This window comes from Flavobacterium pasteuri (assembly GCF_048286615.1).
Classification (GTDB): Bacteria; Bacteroidota; Bacteroidia; order Flavobacteriales; family Flavobacteriaceae; genus Flavobacterium.
The window spans coordinates 226,318-248,791 of the sequence record NZ_JBLVPN010000003.1 but is presented as its reverse complement, the minus strand read 5'-3'; the positions used below and the strand labels follow the sequence as shown (position 1 = coordinate 248,791).

Annotated in this window: 23 protein-coding genes; 19 read left to right on the top strand and 4 right to left on the bottom strand. The window is 34.4% G+C overall.

Annotation, left to right across the window (positions count from 1 at the left end; genetic code table 11):
* The first annotated feature begins 79 nt into the window (after window positions 1–79).
* The 11 genes from ACNQF6_RS06085 (at window position 80) to ACNQF6_RS06035 (ending at window position 8,863) form a co-directional block, all read left to right on the top strand.
* Window positions 80–646: an anthranilate synthase component II gene (locus tag ACNQF6_RS06085; RefSeq protein WP_417964183.1), complete on the top strand. Its 567-nt coding sequence runs from the start codon at window positions 80–82 to the stop codon at window positions 644–646.
* Between the two features lie 74 nt (window positions 647–720).
* Entirely contained in the window at window positions 721–1,713 is a 993-nt protein-coding gene (gene trpD, locus ACNQF6_RS06080; RefSeq protein WP_417964181.1) for an anthranilate phosphoribosyltransferase, read from the top strand.
* 87 nt (window positions 1,714–1,800) lie between these two features.
* Entirely contained in the window at window positions 1,801–2,580 is a 780-nt protein-coding gene (gene trpC, locus ACNQF6_RS06075; protein WP_417964179.1) for an indole-3-glycerol phosphate synthase TrpC, read from the top strand.
* Window positions 2,581–2,582: 2 nt separating this feature from the next.
* A complete protein-coding gene (locus ACNQF6_RS06070; protein ID WP_417964177.1) occupies window positions 2,583–3,239 on the top strand; it encodes a phosphoribosylanthranilate isomerase in 657 nt (218 codons plus the stop codon).
* Between the two features lie 3 nt (window positions 3,240–3,242).
* A complete protein-coding gene (gene trpB / locus ACNQF6_RS06065) occupies window positions 3,243–4,424 on the top strand; it encodes a tryptophan synthase subunit beta (protein WP_417964175.1) in 1,182 nt (393 codons plus the stop codon).
* A 128-nt stretch (window positions 4,425–4,552) separates the two neighbouring features.
* On the top strand, window positions 4,553–4,870 hold the full coding sequence (locus ACNQF6_RS06060) for a gamma-glutamylcyclotransferase family protein (protein ID WP_282712061.1): 318 nt from the start codon (window positions 4,553–4,555) through the stop codon (window positions 4,868–4,870).
* 122 nt (window positions 4,871–4,992) lie between these two features.
* Complete coding sequence (gene trpA, locus ACNQF6_RS06055) at window positions 4,993–5,754, top strand: tryptophan synthase subunit alpha (RefSeq protein ID WP_417964173.1); 762 nt, start codon at window positions 4,993–4,995, stop codon at window positions 5,752–5,754.
* A gap of 224 nt (window positions 5,755–5,978) precedes the next feature.
* A complete protein-coding gene (locus ACNQF6_RS06050; RefSeq protein ID WP_417964171.1) occupies window positions 5,979–7,298 on the top strand; it encodes a hypothetical protein in 1,320 nt (439 codons plus the stop codon).
* Between the two features lie 220 nt (window positions 7,299–7,518).
* Window positions 7,519–7,881 carry a DUF2200 domain-containing protein gene (locus ACNQF6_RS06045; protein WP_417964169.1) on the top strand — a complete coding sequence of 121 codons (363 nt, stop codon included), beginning with the start codon at window positions 7,519–7,521 and terminating at the stop codon, window positions 7,879–7,881.
* A 29-nt stretch (window positions 7,882–7,910) separates the two neighbouring features.
* Window positions 7,911–8,348 carry a VOC family protein gene (locus ACNQF6_RS06040; protein WP_417964167.1) on the top strand — a complete coding sequence of 146 codons (438 nt, stop codon included), beginning with the start codon at window positions 7,911–7,913 and terminating at the stop codon, window positions 8,346–8,348.
* The gene (locus tag ACNQF6_RS06035; RefSeq protein WP_417964165.1) at window positions 8,348–8,863 is read left to right on the top strand and encodes a GNAT family N-acetyltransferase; all 516 of its coding nucleotides are present in this window, start codon (window positions 8,348–8,350) and stop codon (window positions 8,861–8,863) included. The genes ACNQF6_RS06040 and ACNQF6_RS06035 overlap by 1 nt, the downstream gene beginning before the upstream one ends.
* A 94-nt stretch (window positions 8,864–8,957) precedes the next feature.
* Here the strand turns inward: ACNQF6_RS06035 and ACNQF6_RS06030 are convergent, their stop codons facing one another.
* Window positions 8,958–9,515 (bottom strand): DUF4494 domain-containing protein, encoded by a 558-nt coding sequence (locus tag ACNQF6_RS06030; RefSeq protein WP_417964163.1) that lies wholly within the window; start codon window positions 9,513–9,515, stop codon window positions 8,958–8,960.
* A 212-nt stretch (window positions 9,516–9,727) separates the two neighbouring features.
* Between ACNQF6_RS06030 and ACNQF6_RS06025 the strand changes: the two genes are divergently transcribed.
* The 4 genes from ACNQF6_RS06025 (at window position 9,728) to ACNQF6_RS06010 (ending at window position 14,429) form a co-directional block, all read left to right on the top strand.
* On the top strand, window positions 9,728–10,354 hold the full coding sequence (locus tag ACNQF6_RS06025; protein WP_371134742.1) for a TetR/AcrR family transcriptional regulator: 627 nt from the start codon (window positions 9,728–9,730) through the stop codon (window positions 10,352–10,354).
* Window positions 10,344–11,675, top strand: coding sequence for a TolC family protein (locus ACNQF6_RS06020; RefSeq protein ID WP_417964160.1), 1,332 nt, complete (start codon window positions 10,344–10,346; stop codon window positions 11,673–11,675). Before ACNQF6_RS06025 ends, ACNQF6_RS06020 begins: the two co-directional genes overlap by 11 nt.
* An 11-nt stretch (window positions 11,676–11,686) precedes the next feature.
* Window positions 11,687–12,766 carry an HlyD family secretion protein gene (locus ACNQF6_RS06015; RefSeq protein ID WP_417964159.1) on the top strand — a complete coding sequence of 360 codons (1,080 nt, stop codon included), beginning with the start codon at window positions 11,687–11,689 and terminating at the stop codon, window positions 12,764–12,766.
* A gap of 79 nt (window positions 12,767–12,845) precedes the next feature.
* Window positions 12,846–14,429, top strand: coding sequence for a DHA2 family efflux MFS transporter permease subunit (locus ACNQF6_RS06010; protein WP_099715822.1), 1,584 nt, complete (start codon window positions 12,846–12,848; stop codon window positions 14,427–14,429).
* A 67-nt stretch (window positions 14,430–14,496) separates the two neighbouring features.
* Here the strand turns inward: ACNQF6_RS06010 and yaaA are convergent, their stop codons facing one another.
* Window positions 14,497–15,255, bottom strand: a complete 759-nt coding sequence (yaaA, locus tag ACNQF6_RS06005) for a peroxide stress protein YaaA (protein ID WP_417964157.1) — start codon at window positions 15,253–15,255, stop codon at window positions 14,497–14,499.
* Between the two features lie 171 nt (window positions 15,256–15,426).
* Between yaaA and ACNQF6_RS06000 the strand changes: the two genes are divergently transcribed.
* The 4 genes from ACNQF6_RS06000 (at window position 15,427) to ACNQF6_RS05985 (ending at window position 20,375) form a co-directional block, all read left to right on the top strand.
* On the top strand, window positions 15,427–15,948 hold the full coding sequence (locus ACNQF6_RS06000; protein WP_417964155.1) for a GNAT family N-acetyltransferase: 522 nt from the start codon (window positions 15,427–15,429) through the stop codon (window positions 15,946–15,948).
* Between the two features lie 3 nt (window positions 15,949–15,951).
* Window positions 15,952–17,229, top strand: a complete 1,278-nt coding sequence (locus ACNQF6_RS05995) for an MFS transporter (protein WP_417964153.1) — start codon at window positions 15,952–15,954, stop codon at window positions 17,227–17,229.
* A 181-nt stretch (window positions 17,230–17,410) separates the two neighbouring features.
* Complete coding sequence (locus ACNQF6_RS05990; RefSeq protein ID WP_417964151.1) at window positions 17,411–18,658, top strand: NAD(P)/FAD-dependent oxidoreductase; 1,248 nt, start codon at window positions 17,411–17,413, stop codon at window positions 18,656–18,658.
* 298 nt (window positions 18,659–18,956) lie between these two features.
* Window positions 18,957–20,375 (top strand): adenosine deaminase, encoded by a 1,419-nt coding sequence (locus ACNQF6_RS05985; RefSeq protein ID WP_417964149.1) that lies wholly within the window; start codon window positions 18,957–18,959, stop codon window positions 20,373–20,375.
* A 411-nt stretch (window positions 20,376–20,786) separates the two neighbouring features.
* Here the strand turns inward: ACNQF6_RS05985 and ACNQF6_RS05980 are convergent, their stop codons facing one another.
* Both ACNQF6_RS05980 and ACNQF6_RS05975 read right to left on the bottom strand, forming a co-directional pair.
* Window positions 20,787–21,830, bottom strand: coding sequence for an RluA family pseudouridine synthase (locus ACNQF6_RS05980; RefSeq protein WP_417964147.1), 1,044 nt, complete (start codon window positions 21,828–21,830; stop codon window positions 20,787–20,789).
* Window positions 21,820–22,443, bottom strand: a complete 624-nt coding sequence (locus ACNQF6_RS05975; RefSeq protein WP_417964145.1) for a PASTA domain-containing protein — start codon at window positions 22,441–22,443, stop codon at window positions 21,820–21,822. The genes ACNQF6_RS05980 and ACNQF6_RS05975 overlap by 11 nt, the downstream gene beginning before the upstream one ends.
* Between the last annotated feature and the right edge of the window lie 31 nt (window positions 22,444–22,474).

The window sequence follows — 22,474 nt, the reverse complement described above, 5'->3', positions numbered from 1 at the left end:
CAATAATTTAAGAATTTAAAGATTGCTGAAACACTCGAATTTTTCAATCTTTTAATCTTTTAATTTTTCAATAATAAAAATGAAAAAAATACTAGTCATAGACAATTACGATAGTTTCACTTATAATTTAGTGCATTATCTGGAAGATTTAGATTGCGAGGTAACCGTTTATAGAAACGATGAATTTGACATTGACGAAATAGCAATCTTCGACAAAATTCTTCTTTCTCCCGGACCTGGAATTCCGGATGAAGCCGGATTATTGAAAGACGTAATTAGAAAATACGGTTCAACCAAAAGTATTTTTGGAGTATGTCTGGGACAACAAGCTATAGGCGAAGTATATGGAGGAACGCTTTCAAACTTAGATAAAGTATATCATGGTGTTGCCACCAATGTAAAAACAGCAGTAAATGATGAGCTTTTATTCGAAGGGTTAGGAAGTGAGTTTGAAGTAGGTCGTTACCATTCTTGGGTGGTAGACACCAATTTACCTGATGTTCTGGAAGCGACTTCATTCGACGAAAATGGCCAAGTAATGTCCTTGCGACACAAAACGTATGATGTGCGCGGTGTACAATTTCATCCTGAAAGTGTTTTAACTCCAAACGGGAAAAAGATATTAGAAAATTGGGTGAAAAATTAGTCATAAAGTCAAATGTCATAATGTCGAAAGACTTTTAAGACCTTCAACTTTAAACTTTAAGACATATTATAAAAATGAAAAATATATTAAACAGATTAATCAATCACGAAATGCTTTCGGCGGCAGAAGCAAAAGAGGTATTGGTTAATATATCAAACGGGAGTTACAACACGAGCCAAATTGCTTCTTTTCTGACCGTTTATATGATGCGCAGCATAAGCATAGATGAACTTTCGGGTTTTCGTGAAGCCTTGTTAGAATTGTGCATCCGAGTTGATTTATCAGCTTACAATACCATCGATTTATGCGGAACCGGTGGTGATGGAAAAGATACTTTCAATATCTCAACTTTGGCTTCATTTGTAGCTGCCGGAGCTGGAATAAAAGTAGCTAAACACGGAAATTACGGAGTATCTTCAATATCTGGATCAAGTAATGTAATGGAGAAACTAGGAATCAAGTTCAGTAATAATACTGATTTCTTGGAAAAATGCATGGACAAAGCAGGAATTTGTGTTTTACACGCGCCATTATTTCACCCCGCTATGAAAAATGTGGGACCAATTAGAAAAGAATTGGCAGTAAAAACCTTTTTCAATATGTTGGGACCAATGGTAAATCCATCATTTCCACAAAATCAGTTGGTTGGTGTTTTCAACTTAGAACTGGCCAGAATGTATGCGTATTTGTATCAAAACACAAATACTAATTTCACTATCCTACATTCGCTTGACGGTTATGACGAAGTTTCCTTGACGGGTCCTACAAAAACAATTACCAGTTCCATGGAAGGAATGCTTCATCCGGAAGATTTTGGTGTTCGTCTTTTGCTGCAAAGCGAAATCGAAGGAGGAACAACCATCGAAGAATCGGCTCAAATGTTTACCGATATTATTTCAGGAAAAGGAAATGAAGCCCAGAATAATGTGGTTTGTGCCAATGCTGCAATGGCAATTGCTACCGTTACAAAATGTTCTCCTTTAGAAGGATTTCAAATAGCGAAAGAAAGTTTATTATCCGGAAAAGGACTTGTAGCTTTGAACAAATTGAAAGATTTAAGTAAATAAAAATAGTTTAAAGTTCAAGGCTTAAAGTTGTTGGAATTTCGAACAACTTTAAACTTGAAACAAAGAAAACTTGAAACAAAAAAATAAATGAATATTTTAGACAAAATCATAGTTGACAAAAAAAGAGAAGTGATTCTCAAGAAATCAATCATTCCGGTTTCACAATTGGAAACTTCTGTTTTCTTTGAGAAAAAGACTATTTCTTTGAGTGATAATTTAAGAAACAGCACATCAGGAATTATTGCGGAACACAAACGCCGTTCGCCTTCTAAAGCAGAAATCAATTACAGCTTTACGGTAGAAGAAGTTACTAAAGGATATGAAAATGCTGGTGCTTGTGGAATTTCGGTTTTGACAGATGGAAAATATTTTGGTGGTTCATTAGACGACTTGCTTTTGGCAAGAGCCACTGTAAACATTCCATTATTGAGAAAGGAATTCATTGTCGATGAATACCAAATATTAGAAGCAAAAGCCCATGGAGCCGATTTAATTCTGCTAATTGCAGCGGTTTTAACGAGAGAAGAAATCAAATCATTATCTGAATTTGCCAAAAATTTAGGCCTCGAAGTTTTACTGGAAGTGCACAATCAGGAAGAACTGGAAAAATCGATTATGCCCACATTAGACATGATTGGTGTGAACAATAGAAACCTAAAAACATTTGAAGTTAGTTTGGATTTCAGCAAGCAATTGGCAGCACAAATTCCAGATGATTTTGTAAAAGTTTCTGAAAGCGGAATTTCATCCATAGAAGCTATTAACGAATTAAAACCTTTTGGTTATAAAGGATTTTTAATTGGAGAAAACTTTATGAAAACGGATAATGCCGGTAAAGCAGCAACGGAATTTATATCAAAATTATAAAGATGAAACTCAAGATCTGCGGTATGAAATATCCCGATAATATTCTCGAAGTGGGCGCGCTCCTACCCGATTATATGGGATTTATTTTCTGGGAGAAATCGTCTCGATATTTTGATGGTGTGATTCCAGATTTACCAAAATCAATTAAAAAAGTAGGCGTTTTTGTAAACGAAACTGCAGAAATAATTTTGGCGAAAGCCCAGAAATATGATTTACAAGCCATTCAATTGCACGGACATGAATCAGTTGCATTTTGTCAGGATTTGAGAGAGAATCTGAAACAAGTTCAGATTGAAATTATCAAAGTATTCTCTGTCGATGATGATTTTGATTTTGAAGTATTAAAACCATTTGAAGCGGTTTGTGACTATTTCCTTTTTGACACCAAAGGAAAATTACCAGGCGGAAACGGAACCACATTTGACTGGAAAGTTTTAGAAAAGTATCCTTCAAGCAAACCGTTTTTCCTGAGTGGCGGAATCGGAATTGAGGAAATGGATGCCGTGAAAGAAATAACAAAAACCAATTTACCGCTTTACGCCATTGATTTAAACAGTAAATTTGAAATAGAACCGGGATTAAAAAACATAGAATTATGTAAAAATATACGTAGAGACGCACTGCAGTGCATCTCTACCGATAACAAAATAAAAAAATAAATTATGTCATACAACGTCAACGAAAAAGGCTATTACGGAGAATTTGGAGGCGCTTTCATTCCGGAAATGTTATATCCAAATGTGGAAGAATTACGTCAAAATTATTTAAAAATTACAGCAGAGCCAGAATTCCAAGCTGAATTTGACGCTTTGCTAAAAGAATATGTAGGTCGTCCTACGCCGCTTTATTTTGCCAAACGTTTATCTGAGCAATACAACACTAAAATCTACCTAAAAAGAGAAGATTTATGTCACACTGGTGCGCACAAAGTCAACAACACGATTGGTCAAATTTTGTTAGCCAAACGCTTGGGTAAAAAACGAATCATTGCTGAAACCGGTGCTGGTCAGCATGGCGTAGCAACAGCTACAGTTTGTGCGCTAATGGGACTGGAATGCATCGTTTATATGGGTGAAGTCGACATTAAACGTCAGGCGCCAAATGTGGCTCGTATGAAAATGTTGGGTGCCGAAGTTCGTCCGGCAATGTCAGGTTCAAAAACCTTAAAAGACGCCACAAACGAAGCCATTCGCGACTGGATTAACAATCCCGTTGACACCTATTATATCATTGGATCTGTCGTGGGACCACATCCTTATCCGGATATGGTAGCGCGTTTCCAAAGTGTTATTTCAAAGGAAATCAAAGAACAATTACTGGAAAAAGAAGGTCGTGAAAATCCGGATTATGTGATTGCCTGCGTAGGTGGCGGAAGCAACGCTGCCGGGACGTACTATCATTTTCTGGACGATCAGGATGTGAATATTATTGCCGTTGAAGCAGCAGGATTAGGTGTAGATTCAGGCGAAAGTGCCGCAACTTCAGCATTAGGAAAAGTGGGTGTTATTCACGGAAGTAAAACCTTATTGATGCAAACTACGGATGGCCAAATCACCGAGCCGTATTCCATTTCAGCAGGACTGGATTATCCGGGAGTTGGTCCTATGCATGCCAATTTATATGCCACCGGAAGAGCGCAATTCATCTCAATTACCGATGATCAAGCGATGCAATGGGGAATCAAATTATCTCAAATGGAAGGACTAATTCCTGCCATTGAAAGTGCGCATGCCTTTGCGGTTTTAGACGAAATGAAATTCAAACCGGAAGATGTGGTAGTCATCAATCTTTCCGGTCGTGGCGACAAAGATTTGAATACGTATATCGATTATTTTAAATTATAACAAAAGCATAATTTGGGCGTTCCCAAAGGGTCGGGCTGTCCGCTATATCTTTTTCATGGCAGAAAAAGCCATAAAAAAGGATGCCGCTTCCATCCCTAACGCAGACAAATAACTAGAAAACACTATTTATGGAACAGCTATTCTCTTACGGTACATTGCAATCAAAAGAAATTCAGATGCAGGTTTTTAATAAACTATTAAGCGGAACTGAGGACAAGCTTTTAGGATACAAACTAAAAGATTTTCAAATAGAAGAAGAATTTGGAATGGAAGATTATTTTGTAGCCATTCCAAGTGAAAATCCTTCGGATGCAATAAATGGTATCGCTTTTACTGTAACCAACGAAGATCTCATAAAAGCAGATCAATTCGAATCTAATGCATATAAAAGAATTCAAATAACATTACAATCTGGACTAACGGCCTGGATTTATATTGAAAGTTAATAATCCAGAAAAATAGTTCCGATTTAAACAACCTACTAGCTTTCTAAAACCAAATTTTGAATACAAAATTAATACCCACAAGGTTATGGAAACCTAGCAGGAATAAATAAAATTATACTAAAATGAACAGAATAAATCAAAAATTACAAGAAGACAAAAAGATACTTTCCATCTATTTCTCTGCTGGATATCCTAACTTAAATGATACCGTACAAATCATACAGGATTTAGAAAAAAATGGTGTTGACATGATTGAAATTGGATTGCCTTTCAGTGATCCATTGGCTGATGGACCTACGATTCAAGCGAGTTCCACACAAGCTTTGCATAACGGAATGACCACACAATTTTTGTTTGACCAATTAAAAGATATCCGTAAAACGGTTGCTATTCCATTGGTGATTATGGGGTATTTCAACCCAATGTTGCAATACGGAATTGAGAATTTCTGTCAGAAATGTGCCGAGATTGGTATCGATGGATTAATTATTCCTGATCTTCCCGTTGATGTGTATGCCGATGAATACAAAGCGACTTTCGAGAAATACGGCTTGAAAAATATATTTTTGATTACGCCACAAACTTCTGTAGAACGCATCCATTTTATAGACAGCGTATCCGATGGATTTATCTATATGGTAAGTTCAGCGAGTGTTACGGGATCGCAAACTGGTTTTGGAAGCGCTCAAGAAGACTATTTCAAACGCATTGCCGACATGAATCTAAAGAATCCCCAAGTAATTGGTTTTGGAATCAACAACAAAGAAACCTTCAACCAAGCCACGCAATTTGCCAAAGGAGCAATTATAGGAAGTGCCTTCATTCAGCATCTAACCGAAAACGGTACCGGAAAAACTGAAGAGTTTGTAAAAGCGATTCGATAAAACAACTTCTTAATATATTAGTAAACGGCGTTTAAAGTTGATTTAAACGCCGTTTTTTTATGTTCACAATTTATAAAATGTTAAAATAACTTGTAAGTTTTTATTCATACATTAGCAAAACAAAAGGATGGCACTTATCAAACTTATCTACCTAAAAATGGGTAAATTGAAATGATTTTGTCAGACCATTTTATAAATTAAATGACATTTTAAAAAACTTCTGAGTGAAAGAATATTACTTTATCAACCTAAAATTTAAAGATGAAGAAATTACATCTAAAACTCTTCACGCTCATTTATTCGTTTCTGACAAAGAAATGTATTTTCAAATAATTGATAACGAAGTAAATTCTCAAATTGACACTAAATTCTCAATGTCAAAAGGAGGAGTTTTTGGCCTTTTTGAAGATACGTTTGAAATAATTGATACGGAAGTCTCACTTTTCTTTGACGAAAGTAGGATATATAAAATGGTATCATTTCAGAGTGATTCAAAAAACACTTATTTTACAATATATGTCAGCAAAATAGCTTTAATATTCCCTAATATTCATAAAGAATCAATTAATCAAGGAAAAGCTTTTTTAAATAATAATGGGTTAAAGGTTGTCAATTTATTCTATTCTTTTTTTTCAAATCTAAGTGATAAAAATAACTTTTCAATTTCGAGAATGAATGGCATGTCTGACTTTTATGATACTCCCCATATGTCTTTCAGACCTGAATTAGAATTTCGAAATAATGAACAAAGAGGAAGTGAAAAATTTACCATAAAGAAAATTCCAACGATTAATTATAAATTTGAGGGTTTAAACTTCGAACAAATAAAAAAAGCAAATGAAATAATTTGTAGCTTTTTATCTTTTTGTTTTGGAATTAGAATTAATATCCAGAAACTTACCTATCAAACAAAAGAAGATTTTTTTATCTACCGCGATACATCGCCTAATAACAAAATATTTATATCGGATCTTTCAATGGTCTTCGATTTATTAGAAACTAATTACCGAATCGAAAAAATTCTAAAAACCTGTTGGTATGATAATTATATCCTCAAAGAAAACCAACTAAATAAGGCAATTGACAATTACTTACATTCGAGAGAGGTCGATTTAAGTTCATCTTTTTTACTTCTCTTTAATATTATTGAAATTTTTAATATAAAACAGGATATAGAAAAATTTGAATTTGACAATTTAAAACAAGAAAAAATAAATAAAGCGTTTGAGTTAATTTCAGAATCATTACTAGATAATAAAGATTTCGATTCATTAAAAAATAAATGGGATGGATTAATTCATAAAATTTCTATAAAACCTTTAAAAAGTCCACTTGAAGAAACTTTAAGACTTAGCAACATAAATCCATTAGATTTTGGATATGCTTTCAAAAAACTGAAAGAAACACGTGATAAATTGACTCACGGAAGTGTGAACTCTATCAAAGAGAAAGATTTAAAATCACAAATCTATTGTTTAAGAAAAATTTCAATGAGTCTAATATTAGCTAATTTGGGATTAAAAGATGATTTAAAAATTCACTGATAGTGAGAGTCCCATCTGCGCAAACTATTCTTCTAAAAAATAAATTTCTCGCGAATGCTGCGCATTCTATAATACAGATTATCCAAAATTTAAAGTTTGTTTTGTACTTTTAAAACATACTCATTTACTGAAAACTTAAATTACAATAATGAATTACACCCTGCTAGCGCGATTGTTAAAGTCATTATAGTGCAACGCTACAAGTAACAACAAACTGGAAATGAAAAACACAATTAATCACGATGAGCGTATTGCTAAAATGACATTCTCTTCCGTATACCCTCTTTATCTCGCAAAAGTGGAGAAGAAAGGCAAAACGAAAGAAGAATTACATCAAGTAATTGAATGGCTTACTGGTTATGATGACAAAAGTCTTCAAAAACAGATTGATGAAAAAGTAACTTTTGAAAAATTCTTTAAAAATGCTACAATAAACCCTAACGCTCAACTTATAACGGGTGTAATCTGTGGTTATCGGGTTGAAGAAATTGCAAATCCACTAACACAACAGGTCAGATATTTAGACAAATTAGTAGATGAATTAGCAAAAGGAAAGACTCTAGATAAAATTTTAAGAAAGTAAACAATTAATCAACTTAAAAGATTAAAATTATGGCACTTATCAATCCACACATTAACTTCAACGGAAATGCCGAAGAAGCATTCAATTTTTACAAATCTGTATTTGGCGGAGAATTCGCAAAGATTATGCGTTTCAAAGACTTGGCAAGTACTGAATTTCAGGTATCAGAAAATGAAGCGAATAAAATAATGCACATTGCTTTGCCTATTGGCCAAAATATTTTAATGGGCAATGACGTTCCAGAAAGTATGGGTCCGGTAAATGAAAATGAAAACAGATCTAAAATATCCATTAGCGCAGAAAGTCGTGAAGAAGCCAACAAGTTGTTTAGCGGACTTTCAGCAGGCGGAAATATTGAAGTGCCAATTGACGACAGCCCTTGGGGTTCCTATTTTGGGATGTTTAGAGATAAATTCGGTATCGAATGGATGATAGATTTTGACCCAAATTATAACGGAAAAGTATAATGAATTATCACTTTAAAAAAGCGGAACTATCTGAAATAGCTCCGGTATGGGAAATTTTACAACAAGCTATACAACGCAGAAAAGAAGATGGCAGTACCCAATGGCAAGACGGTTATCCAAATCCAGAAGTCATACAAAAAGACATTGAAAAAGGAGAAGGATTTGTTTTGGCAGACGGAGAAACAATCATCGGTTACAGTGCGGTACTTATCAATGACGAACCTGCCTATGAGAAAATTGAAGGAAAGTGGCTGACGAATGATGATTTTGTAGTACTGCACCGCGTTGCCATTTCGGAGAAGCACTTGGGTAAAGGCTTGGCTAAAATGATTCTCAAATACATAGAAGAATTTGCGGTAAGCAACAACATTTACAGCATAAAAGCAGACACCAATTTTGACAACATCGCCATGATGAAAATTTTTGAAAGTTCGGGTTATACGTATTGTGGGGAAGTTTTTTTTAGAGGAAGTCCTAGAAAAGCATACGAGAAAGTATTACACAAACAAGACTGATTGAAATTAAAAAACCGCAAATTTGCAAATAAAAACAGCTGACAACTGTTTCTATAATTTGCAAATTTGCGGTGAGTTTTTTTTTAAAACAATCTTAAACTGCAGCTTCTTTTTCTGGAGCAGTTTCAAATTCCATGTAATCCACAATTTCTACTGCTGCTTCCGGTTTAGAACCTTTGAGCGCATTGAACCGTTCTAATTGTTCTAGCTCCCCTTCTTCCCCACTGAAATAAGGAAAAACATCCATAATAGGTGATTCTGAAATGGCTGGTATGGTATAATCGCCCATCGTACCTTTCATCACACTAGTGGTGTTATCATAAGCTTCTTTTACATCATTAGCCTGCACTAATAAATACATATTGGTCTTGCGCTCTTTACCGCTTTCTTCATCATACGCAAGTAATGAAACTTTAGATCTAAACCAACGATCCGCATTTTCGAAAGGATGAATCTCAGCATAATTAGCCACTTTTATATTGGTGATTTTGAATTCTTCACTGATATACGCCGACATTTCTTCATTAATTCTACTTTCTGCTTCTGTGTAGGATAACGCGTCTACCAAATACGGTTCTGTCGTAATCTTTTGTCCTCCAGTTTCATCTGTTTTTCTATATTTTACCTTGCATTCGTACCAAATTGTGCTCATCTCTTTTTTTTTAAGGATGTCAAAGATAGATTTTAGAGGTTAAAAAAAGCAGCATTCCTAAAATAGATATTCACAATTTCGGAAGAGGATTAGTGTTGTTATAAACTTTATTCTGGCCCTATATAAAATGTTAAAACAATGTTAAATAAAAACTAAACAGTTATTTAAATTAAACACTTGTTTAGTTTTGTTTTTTGAAAAATTAGATTCCATTGAAAAGTAATTTTAACGACAAACAAATTCAAATTCTTGAGGTAGCAGAAACACTTTTTGCAGAGAAAGGATTTGACGGTACTTCTATCCGAAACATAGCAAAAGTGGCAAAAATCAACATTGCCATGGTTTCCTACTACTTTGGTTCCAAAGAGCGATTATTGGAATCGCTTATTGTTTACAGAACTTCAGATCTTAAAAACCAATTAGAAAATTTATTACAGGAAGATCTGGAACCTATTGAAAAAATCAATAAGCTGATTGAACTGTACATCAATAGAATCAATAGCAACCGAGGAATATATAGAATTTTACACTTCGAATTTACCTCCAAAAAGAGAGAACAAAATCTCCAGGCTTTTTCTGAATTAAAAAAAGGAAATTTAAAATCCCTTGAAACCATTATCGAGGAAGGCCAGAAAAAAGGCATTTTCAGAAAAGACGTTATTATTCCGCTTATCACACCTACCATTCTTGGGACTTTCTTTCATTTTCATATGAATAAACCTTTCTTCGAAAATTTATTAAACTTGAAAACTGAAGATTTATACAACAATTACATCAAAACCAATTTGACAAAGCACATTCAACAAACTATAAAAGCACTTCTGATATATGAAAGTTAGTCAACTCATGCTCTTTGGGATTTTCTTTATTGGAATTTCATCCGTAGCAGCACAAGAAAAAACAAGTTTAACATTGAACGAAGCCATTAATTTGGCTTGGACCAAGAGCAATGAAGTTACTCTGGCCAATACAAAAGTGAAAACTAAAAAGTACGAGCTGCAATCCACAAAAAACAATCAATATCCTGATTTGAAACTATCTGGTCAATACCAAAGATTGGCGAATGCATCGGTAGATTTTAAAATAAATCAAAATAATTCCGGTTCACAAGAACCGCTTCCTATAGTAAATCAATTGATGATTGGACAGTTGAACGCCAGTGTTCCTGTATTTTCTGGTTTTAAAATCCAAAACAGTATCAAGGTTTATGAGAATCTTTATGAAGCTGAAATGGCAACAGCATCACAAACCAAAGAAGAAATCGCTTTGCGCGTAATTGATTATTATGCTAGTTTGTACAAAGCGCAAAAAACAATTGAACTGCTGAAAGAAAATCAAAAAAGTGCACAACAACGTGTAACCGATTTTATAGAGTTAGAAAAAAATGGAATTATTCCTAAAAACGACCTTTTAAAATCACAATTACAAGCCTCTAAAATCCAATTATCATTAGACGAAACAAATAATAATTTAAAAATTATTAATTTTTATTTGGTTACACTTTTAAAATTAAATCCAGATACCAAACTGGAGATTCGTGAAAGTGATTTTGCCGATTTCCAAATGACGAATGTCCCAACAAATGAGTTGCCGGCATTAGAAAATCGTAAAGATTTAGAAGCAATTCGTTTCCAAGGAAAAGCAAGCGAAGCCAATATCAAAATAGCTAAAGGTTCCTATTATCCTGCAATTGCAATCATTGGCGGTTATACTGCATTAGACCTGAGTAATGTTATCACCGTACAAAATGCAATGAATATTGGTGTGGGTATTTCATACGACCTAAGTGCCATTCTTAAAAATGGAACGCTGGTAAAACTGGCTGAAAATAAATTTCTTGAAGTACAAAACTCCGAAGCTATATTAACGGATTATATTAAAGTTCAGGTTCAAAAAGCAATTGAAGATTACGATTTAGCTTTGAAACAAAATGTTGTTTACGGACAGGCTGTAGAACAATCTTCGGAAAATTACCGAATCATAAAAGATAAATATGACAACGGACTTTCGGATACGAATGATTTACTGGAAGCTGATGTAGAGCAACTAAGTTCAAAAATCAATAAAGCATTGGCGCATGCAAGTACCATTCAAAAATACTACGAGTTACTGTCGGTAACTGGACAATTATCTCAAACCTTTACTATTTCAAAAAACTAATCATACCTACCATGGAAAAGAAAAAAACAAATACAAAATTTATTATTATCCTAGTGGCTTTGGTAGTTTTAGGTGGAACTTACGGAACTTATAAATACATGCATTCCTTGGCTCACGAAGAAACAGACGATGCACAAATTGAAAAAAACATGAATCCTATTATTCCAAGAGTTTCAGGATATGTGGATAAAGTGTACATCAAAGACAATGATTTTGTAAAGAAAGGCGATACCCTTTTTACGATCGATAAAAGAGATTACCAACTAAAAATTGAAGAAGCTAATGCTGCAATGGTTGGCGCTGAAGGCAGTTTTGAAGTTTCTAAAGCGGATATTGGGAGTGCTTTGGCTAACATTTCAGTTTCTGATGCTAATGTGCAATCTGCGGGTGGAAATATCGAATCGGCAAAAATTAGATTGGATCGTATTACGAGTGATTACAACAGATACAACAATTTGTACAAAAGTCATTCGATTACAAAACAACAATACGAGCAAGCTTTGGCTGCAAAACTGGAAGCAGAAAGCCAAGTACGCGTTTTACAACAACAACAAAGAGCGAGTGCTTTTCAAAAATCAGTAATTGTAGCTAAATCTAAAGTTTCAGACAAACAAACTGAAGTGGCTGCTGCCAATATCAAAAGAGCCAAAGCATTACTTGATGCAGCAAAATTAAATTTGACTTACACCGCTGTAACAGCTGCTATTGATGGTCAGGTTTCAAAAATTGACATTCAACCAGGACAATTAGTGCAACCGGGACAATCTTTATTTTATATTATCAACAACAAAGAAGCTTGGGTAATTGCTAATTTCAAAGAAACGCAATTGAACAAAATGGTAATTGGTCAAAAAGTTACCGTAAAAGTAGATGCGTATCCCGGATATGATTTTCAAGGTTCAATCACTTCATTCTCACCTGCTACAGGTTCTCGCTTTTCATTGCTTCCTCCTGATAATGCTACAGGAAACTTTGTGAAAACAATCCAAAGATTGCCCGTTAAAATAAGTTTGAACGCCTCTAATGATCCTGAAAAAATAAAATTACTTCGCCCGGGAATGAATGTGGATGTAGATGTACATTTAAAATAAATTCATCCTTTTGGTGATTTCCAAAATGACAAAAACGGCAATACTTTTAAGAAAATGATAGTTTACACTTTAGTATAAAATGGTACAAACAGGAGAAGATGATTTAGTAGAATATGGCTTTAGAAGAGTCATAATTACCATTACAGCCGTTCTTTGTGCTATGCTTGAAATTGTAGATACTACAATTGTAAATGTGGCATTAAACAATATGCGAGGCAGCCTGGGTGCATCACTTACTGATGTGGCTTGGGTAATCACAGCTTATGCTATTGCAAATGTGATTGTGATTCCTATGACGAGTTGGCTGTCACAACAATTTGGACGTCGGAATTATTTTGCGGTTTCTATTATTATTTTTACGGTCGCTTCATTTTTATGTGGTAATGCCAATAATATTTGGGAATTAGTTGCTTTTAGATTCATACAAGGATTAGGCGGTGGCGCTTTATTAGTTACTGCACAAACCATTATTACCGAAAGTTATCCTGTTGCAAAAAGAGGAATGGCGCAAGCTATTTATGGAATGGGAGTTATTGTAGGACCTACTCTTGGTCCGCCTTTGGGAGGTTATATTGTAGATCATTTTTCATGGCCGTATATCTTTTACATCAACATTCCTATCGGAATTATTGCTACTTTATTGACGCTTTCTTTTGTAAAAAGCCCTAAATATGGTGACAAACTAAAAGCCAGTCAGGTCGATTGGTGGGGCATATTTCTCTTAACGGCTTTTATTGGTTCGTTACAATATGTTTTGGAACATGGACAACAAGACGATTGGTTTAATAATAGTACGATTGTATTGTTATCTGTCATTTCTGTTTTTGGTTTATTGCTATTTATTTGGAGAGAACTTACTTATAAACATCCCATTGTCAACTTAAGAGTTTTAAAAGATACCAACTTAAGAATAGGAACCATTATGTGTTTTATACTTGGTTTCGGATTGTATGGTTCTACCTTTATCATTCCTATTTACACCCAATCCGTTTTAGGTTGGAGTGCTTTGGATGCCGGTTTGTTGTTAATTCCAAGTTCCATTACGACTGGGATTATGATGCCATTCATTGGTAAAATGATTCAGCGTGGTGTACCCCAAGCGTATATGGTAGCTGCTGGATTTTTGTTGTTTTTCTTTTTTACGTATTGGATGCAACAAGTCATTACACCAGATTCTGGAGAAGAACATTTATATTGGCCGTTGATATTAAGAGGAATTGGATTGGGATTGTTATTTGTTCCTATTTCTACACTTTCTTTATCAACCTTAAAAGGAAAAAGTATTGGTGAAGGAGCCGCTTTTACGGGAATGATGCGACAATTGGGAGGATCTTTTGGTATTGCTATCATCACCACTTTTATTGCCCGATTCAATCAGGAACACCGAGTAAATCTTATTTCGCATCTTAATGTGACTTCTTATGAAGTACAAAAAACGGTGCAACAACTGAAAATGGGATTCATGTCCAAAGGCTATTCTGAGAATGAAGCTTTGGCAAAAGCCTACAAAGCCATTGAATACAAAGTAATGGTACAAAGTTCCGTACTCTCCTATATGGACATCTTTTTATACTTAGGCGCGCTGTTTTTATTTTGTATTCCTTTTATACTTTTGATAAAAAAAGGGAAAAACAAAATCAATCCTGCCGACGCAATGCATTAATATTAAAACATAAAAAAAAGCCGTTATCATTATGAAAACGGCATTTTTTTTATTTGTTTAAAATATATTAGCGGGTAAAAACCAAATGATTTCCTTCAGATAAATTAGCGTCAAATTGATAGCCATCGTAATTGAAACCTCTTAAATCATCTATCGTTTGAGCATTGGTATCGATAATATAACGCACCATCATTCCCCTCGCCTTCTTAGCAAAAAAACTGATTATTTTAAGTTTTCCATTTTTGTAATCTTTGAATTCTGGAGTAATTACTGGAACTTTCAACGCCTTAACATCAATTGCCGAGAAATATTCATTACTCGCCAAATTGACAAACAACTCACCCTTTTCAAGCTCTTTATTTAAAGCTTTTGTAACGGTTGGCTTCCAAAATTCATATAAGTTTTTGCTTTCGCCAATGGGTAATTTGGTTCCCATTTCCAGTCGATACGCTTGAATCAAGTCTAATGGTTTTAGTAATCCGTACAAACCGGAAAGGATTCTTAAACGATCTTGTAAAACTTCTATCTTTTTTTCAGGAATCGAATAGGCATCTAATCCAATGTACACATCTCCGTCAAAAGTATACATTGCCGGACGTGCATTTGAAGTTGTAAAAGGTGTTTTCCAATCTTGATTTCGTTTCCAATTTAAATCGGCTAGTTTATCCGAAATGCTCATTAAATCCGATAAATCAGTGGGCTTTTTTTCTTTTAAAACTTTGTGAACTTGTCGCGATTCTTTTAAAAATAAAGATTCTGTGTGCAATTGAGTGGGTAACTCTTTTTCAAAATTTAAAGACTTGGCTGGCGATATTATAATTTTCATACACAATACTCTTTCGAGTTCTTTTTATTAATTTTCTCAAAAGTACTAATTGAAATCAAGAAATCAAGAATCTTTAAATTGATTTGTTTAATAGTGCCATAGATAATGAAAATTGTTTATTAATTTAATTATTTTTGAGTTACAAATAAAACAAATAATCTTTCTTTAACTATGAACCCTATTGAAATTAGAAAAGCAACACTATCAGATTTGGAAACAATTCAAAAGATAAGTATTCAAACTTTTACAGAGACTTTTGCAGCTGTAAATACACCCGAAAATATTGACAATTATATAAAAGACAGCTTAAATACGGAACGGTTAACGGCTGAATTAAACAATCTAAACTCACAGTTTTATATCGCGTACTCAAATGATGATGTAGTGGGTTATCTAAAAATAAACTTTGGTGACGCGCAAACCGAATCTTTCAATGAAAATGCTTTAGAAGTACAACGGATTTATGTTTTGCAAAATTTTCACGGAAAAAATATTGGACAGGTTTTACTAGACGAAGTAAAAAAAATTGCGAAAAGTACTGGTGTTGATTCTGTGTGGCTGGGAGTTTGGGAAGAAAATCATAGAGCAATTCGATTTTATACCAAAAATGGATTTGTTGTCTTTGACAAACACGTTTTTATCATGGGAAATGATGAGCAAACCGATTTATTGATGCAACTTTTAATACAATAATACATGACCAAAACGTTATCCTCTGAAACAGAAAAGCCAGTCCGAATCCTAAATGCTGCCGTAATTGTAGCTGCACTAGGATATTTTGTTGATATTTATGATTTGTTGCTTTTTGGAATCGTTCGTACCGATAGTCTAAAAGATTTAGGAATAACTGGTGATGCTATCAGGAATCAAGGAGAATTTTTGATTAGCATGCAAATGTTCGGGATGCTTTTTGGCGGTATTCTTTGGGGGATATTAGGCGATAAAAAAGGACGAATTTCTGTTTTATTTGGTTCTATTTTGATTTATTCGGTGGCCAATATTGCTAACGGAATGGTAACTACCGTTGATGGATATGCGTTCTGGAGATTGATAGCGGGAATTGGTCTTGCTGGAGAATTAGGCGCTGGAATCACTTTGGTAACCGAAAGTTTACCCAAAGAAAAACGAGGGTACGGAACGATGATTGTAGCATCTGTAGGTGTTTCTGGAGCGGTGGTTGCTTATTTAGTCTACCAGATTTTCCAAGATTGGCGTTTGTGTTATTATGCAGGAGGCGTTTTAGGACTGCTATTATTATTCTTACGAATCAGTATTTCTGAATCGGGTATGTTCAAAAAAGTACAGGAAAGCGATGAGAAAAAAGGCGACTTTCTTTCTTTATTTACCGATAAAAAACGTTTTTCAAAATACATACAATGTATTCTTATCGGAATTCCATTGTGGTTTTTGGTTGGCGTGTTGATTACTTTCTCCCCAGAATTTGCCAAAGCATTAGGCGTTCAAGACTTCGAAACGATTGCCGCAGGAAAAGCAATCGCTTGGTGTTACGGCGGATTGGTTTTTGGAGATATTGCCAGCGGATTATTAAGTCAGTGGCTGAAAAGTCGAAAAAAAGTGATGTACTTATTTCTGACTTTTAATCTGATTATGGTTTTTATGTTCCTAAATGCATTTGGAATTTCAGCATCCACTTTTTATCTCCTTTGTTTTATTATGGGCTTCTCCGTAGGATATTGGGTACTGTTTGTCATTATTGCTGCAGAGCAGTTTGGAACCAATATTCGTGCAACAGTAACTACAACGGTTCCAAATTTTGTTCGGGGTTCGTTGCCACTGATTATTATCATTTATGGCTTTTTCAGAGACACTGTTTTTGAAGGCGACATCTTGAAATCTGCCATGATTGTTGGAACACTCTTATCGATAATTTCAATTTTGGCTCTTTGGAAATTAAAAGAAACTTTCCATACGGATTTGAATTATTCAGAACAGGAATCACAAACTTTTGTATAGCCATAATTCAAATAGTATTATTTAATATCAAAAAATTAAACATTAATTGATTAAAATTCATTGAGCAATAAAACTTAATTTCTTGATGCTAAAAAATAATTTATAATTTTAAATTGTTACTTTTTTTAGCAACTTAAAAAACCTATTTGGCTTATTTTTGTACCAAACAGTATCAAAAACTATGAAACAGGATATAATTATCGTTGGAGCTGGACTAGCGGGATTATCTGCAGCAGTTCATTTACAACATCAAGGACGAAGTGTACTCCTTTTAGAAGCAAGTGATCGTGCGGGTGGAAGAATAAAAACTGATTTACATGAAGGTTTTCTTTTAGACAGAGGCTTCCAAGTACTGCTGACGGCTTATCCTGAAACTAAAGCGTTACTCAATTATAGCAATTTAAAATTAAAAAAAATGTTGCCAGGAGCGACCGTACTTTATGACGGCGGCAGTTTTGAAATTGCAGATCCATTCAGAAGACCTTCTGCAGCATTGGCAACGCTTTTTGCTCCCGTTGGTACTTTAAAAGATAAAATTAATACTCTTTGGTTAAAGAATAAACTTCAAAAATTAACGATTGACGAAATTTTCGAACAACCGGAACAAACTACTCTAAAACAACTGGCTGATTATGGTTTTAGCACAAAAATGATTCAACGTTTTTATGCTCCATTTCTTTCTGGAATCTTTCTGGAAAATGAGTTAAGTACTTCCCGAAGAATGTTCGACTTTGTGATGAAAATGTTTTCAGATGGTGATGTAGCTGTTCCTGCTTTAGGAATGGAAGAAATACCAAAACAGTTAGTCGCCATGCTTCCCGAAGGCAGTATTCAATGCAATACAAAAGTGATTTCTATTGACGGAAATAAAGTAATTACTGAAAATGGAACCGTTATGGAAGCCAACCAAATCCTTTTGGCAACGACCGCAAATAACCTTACCCAGAAATTCTTACCGAAACAAAAAATGACTTCGCACCAGGTCACTAACATCTATTTTGAAGCAAATGAAGCGCCTACTAAAAAAGCAGTTGTCATATTGAATGCTTCAACCACAAAGAAATGGGTGAATAATTTGACTGTTATGTCTAATGTTTCTAAAGCTTATGCTCCAAAAGGAAAAGTACTTATTTCCATTTCCTATAATGGAATCTCAACTCTTGATGACGCGACTTTAGCTGCAAACATGAAACATGAATTGAAACAATGGTACGGCGAAAAAGTAAATTCATGGAAAATGCTGAAGGCGTATCGTATTGAATATGCTTTGCCAAATCAGAAAAGTGTGCAGAATGAAATTGCTAATTCAGAGATTAAAATCTCTGATACGCTATTTATTTGTGGAGATAACTTGCTGAATGGCTCTATCAATGCCGCGATGAAAACGGGACGATTAGCTGCTGAAGCGATGAAAAAATATAATTCATAGGATTCTTTAAACGCCAATAAAACATGTATTATAATTTTGGTTCAGACTTAAAGTACATGAAATATTCAAAAAATGGAATACTTTATTTTAGTACGGGTCGGAGCTAGATTTTTTTAACCACTACTTAATTTGGCAAAAATTAATGCTTATGTTTAAAAAAATAAGAGTTTTTACACTAAATTTTTAGATTCCATCAAAAATATTCATCTTTGCACAATTTTAATTTTTTGAAAATTAAGAAAATAAAATAAAAACCCAATTTGGATATCAAGAACTATCCCTTCAATAAAAAATATTTATGAAATTATTTCTCACCTTTTTTCTTTCAATCTTATTAAATGTTGGTTATTCGCAATCAACCAATACTTATTTTGAAAAGATTAGAGACAATGAAGCGGAACTAACCGCTTTCTTTTCCCAAATGCCAAAAGGAGGCGATTTACACCATCATTATTCAGGTTCTATTTATGCCGAGCCATTATTACAACATGCTATTGCTGATAATTTTTATCTCAATATCGAAACAATGGATGTTTTAAAGGAAAGACCATCAACAGGAAACTGGCAGCAATTTTCAACATTAAAAAGCAACGGAACATTAGACGTTTACAAGCAAAAAATCATGCAGAAATGGTCTGTAAAAGACTATAATTATGTGGATTACCCATCAGATAAATTGTTTTTTGAGTCCTTTATGAAGTTTGAACCGGCCATCAAAGGGAATTTTGGACAAGGATTATTGGAACTAAAAAATAGAGCTATTTCAGAGAATGTCAGTTATATTGAAACCCAACTTTCTACGATTCCAACTGCAATGAACACGGATGATTTAACACAATTTAATTTCAGATTGCGAAAATTAGCTTTGGCAAAAAACGAAAAAGCCATTACTAAATCCCTTGATTCGCTATACAATTCATTAGTAAAGAAAGATGCTGAATCCTATGCCAAAACATTCAATACTGATTTTATAGCAAAGCTTCACAACGACCTTAAAATTGATGATAAACAATTTACAATGCGTTATCAAAATTTTGTCTTGCGTTTCATGGAACCTGTAGATTTATTCAAAAATTTAGTAATCGCATTTATTTCGGCAGATGGAAGTCCGCTGATGGCGGGAGTCAACATTGTTTCTCCGGAAGATGGCGAAACCTCGATGAAAGATTATTGGTTGCACATGATGATGTTTAAATACTGTCATTCCCGTTATCCAAATGTAAAATACACGATGCATGCCGGTGAGCTGACGCTAGGTTTAGTGCAACCTGAAGAATTGACATGGCACATTGGAGCAGCCGTTTATACAGCTGGAGCTAATCGTATCGGTCATGGAGTTGATATGGCGTACGAGAAAGATTCGTATAATTTATTGCGCTACATGGCTGAAAAAACCATTCCTATCGAAATTAACTTAGTGAGTAACGAATTCATTTTAAAAGTGAAAGAAAGCCGTCATCCCTTAAAATTGTATAAAGAATTTGGCGTACCAATTGTAATCAGTACAGATGACGCGGGGATTTTGCGAACGAATATGACTGAACAATATGTTTTGTTAGCCAAAAGATATAAGGACGTTTCATACACCGATATCAAGCAATATGTATACAATAGCATAGATTATAGTTTTATAAAAGATAAAACTGTAAAAAAACAATTGTTACTTGATTTAGACAAACGTTTTATACTCTTTGAAAATCAATTTTCAAAAATGTAAAATTTACTTTTTCATTATCAACTAAAGGTTACTTTTATATCAAATTCTGGCATTTGGGAATCGTTAAAATTAAATTACATCCTGCACCTTCTTGGCTCTTGATGTATTCAACACCTCCTTTTTCCTCGACTATTTTTTTACTATTGACCAGAATTGATTGCAGAGAAAACTTTAGATTCTGAAATGAATATTATGAATGAATTAAAATTCAAAAAACTAAAAAAACAGTACAATGAAAATACATAAATGAACAGCGAATCAAACTAAAATACTTCAGGGAATGGATAAATTTTATGAAAAACTAATCGAATACAAAATGAGCCCGATACAATATCGAGCTCATTATTATCAAAATCAATAATAAATTTGTTTAAACTTTTGGGTGCAGTCCAATCCGGAGCTTTTCATATTTTATTCTTCTACTTCGTCTGTACCATGGGATTTTGAATAGCCTCTCCATTTCTCGATACAATCCTGAAAATCCTGCGGAAGTTTCGTATCAAAACGCATCATCTCTTTAGTCGTAGGATGCACAAAGCCTAATGTTTTAGCATGTAAAGCCTGTCTTGGTAAAGCTTTAAAACAGTTGTCAATAAATTGTTTGTATTTTGTAAACGTAGTTCCTTTCAAAATCAAATGACCGCCATAACGCTCGTCATTAAAAAGCGGATGACCTATGTGTTTCAAGTGCGCACGAATCTGGTGCGTTCTTCCGGTTTCCAGTTGGCATGAAATCAATGTTACGTATCCAAAACGCTCCAAAACTTTATAATGCGTCACGGCAAGTTTCCCTATTTCCGGATCAGCAAAAACCGCCATTTGCATACGATCTTTCAAATGTCTTGCTAAGTTTCCTTCAATGGTTCCTTTCTCTTCGGCTACATTTCCCCAAACCAAAGCCACATACTCTCTTTCAGAAGTTTTGGCTTCAAATTGCTTAGCAAGATGCGTCATAGCCGCTTCGGTTTTGGCAATTACCAATAAACCAGAAGTGTCTTTATCAATTCGATGCACTAATCCGGGACGTTCACTGCTGTTCATGGGTAAATTCTCAAAATGAAAAGCCAACGCATTCACTAATGTTCCCGTATAATTCCCGTAACCGGGATGTACCACCAATCCCGGCGGTTTATTAATCAATAAAAGCGTAGCATCTTCATAGACAATATCTAATGGAATATCTTCAGGGTCTACCCTATTTTCAAAAGGAGGATGCGATAACATAACTCGAACCACATCACTGCCTTTTACTTTGTAATTCGACTTTACCGTAGCGTCGTTTACAAAAATATTCCCTTCGGTAGCTGCAGTTTGTATTTTATTTCGAGTTGCATTTTGAATCAAGCTCATCAAATATTTATCAATTCGCAAAGACGTTTGGCCTTTAGGAACTTCAAATCTGAAATGTTCAAATAATTCGTCTTCTAAATCTATTGTATCTATATTATTGTTCATCAACTGGTGTTTCTTCTATTGGTGCAACCAGAGTATCCGCAGCACTTTCTTCTTCTTCATAACTCATTTTTCCGTCTCCTAAAACCAAATCAATTTTGGATGATTTCAAGACTCTGTCTCCTACTTTGAGGTTTCTTCCTTTGAAACGCATTTCCAACACCATATCTTTTCCAAGATTTGGAACATACGTAACCGTTCCTTCCTCAAGGCCTAACGCTTTCAAAGTTGGCACCGCTTCACGATATGTTTTTTCTATCAAATCAGGAATTCGTACAGATGAAAATCCTGAAGTATTTATTTTGATATATATTTTTCTACCAACTTTTACCTTCGTACCTGGCGTCGGATCTTGCTCAACCACACTAAATTGCGGAAAATCACTTCTATAATCCACACTATCCAAAAGCACATAATCTAAATCCAACTCATCCAGCTTTTCTTCCACTTGCTCTTCAGTCAATTTACTCAAATTCGGAACTGCAATTTCATGTCCATGATCTGTTGTAAAAGTCAACCAATGCATAAACAAATAGCCCAAAGCGGCAATAATGGCAACAGCAATTACTACTTGTACTAAAAAGACACGGCTTGTAAGATACTTACGTAAACTCATAAATTTATTTTTATATGTGGCAAAGATAAAG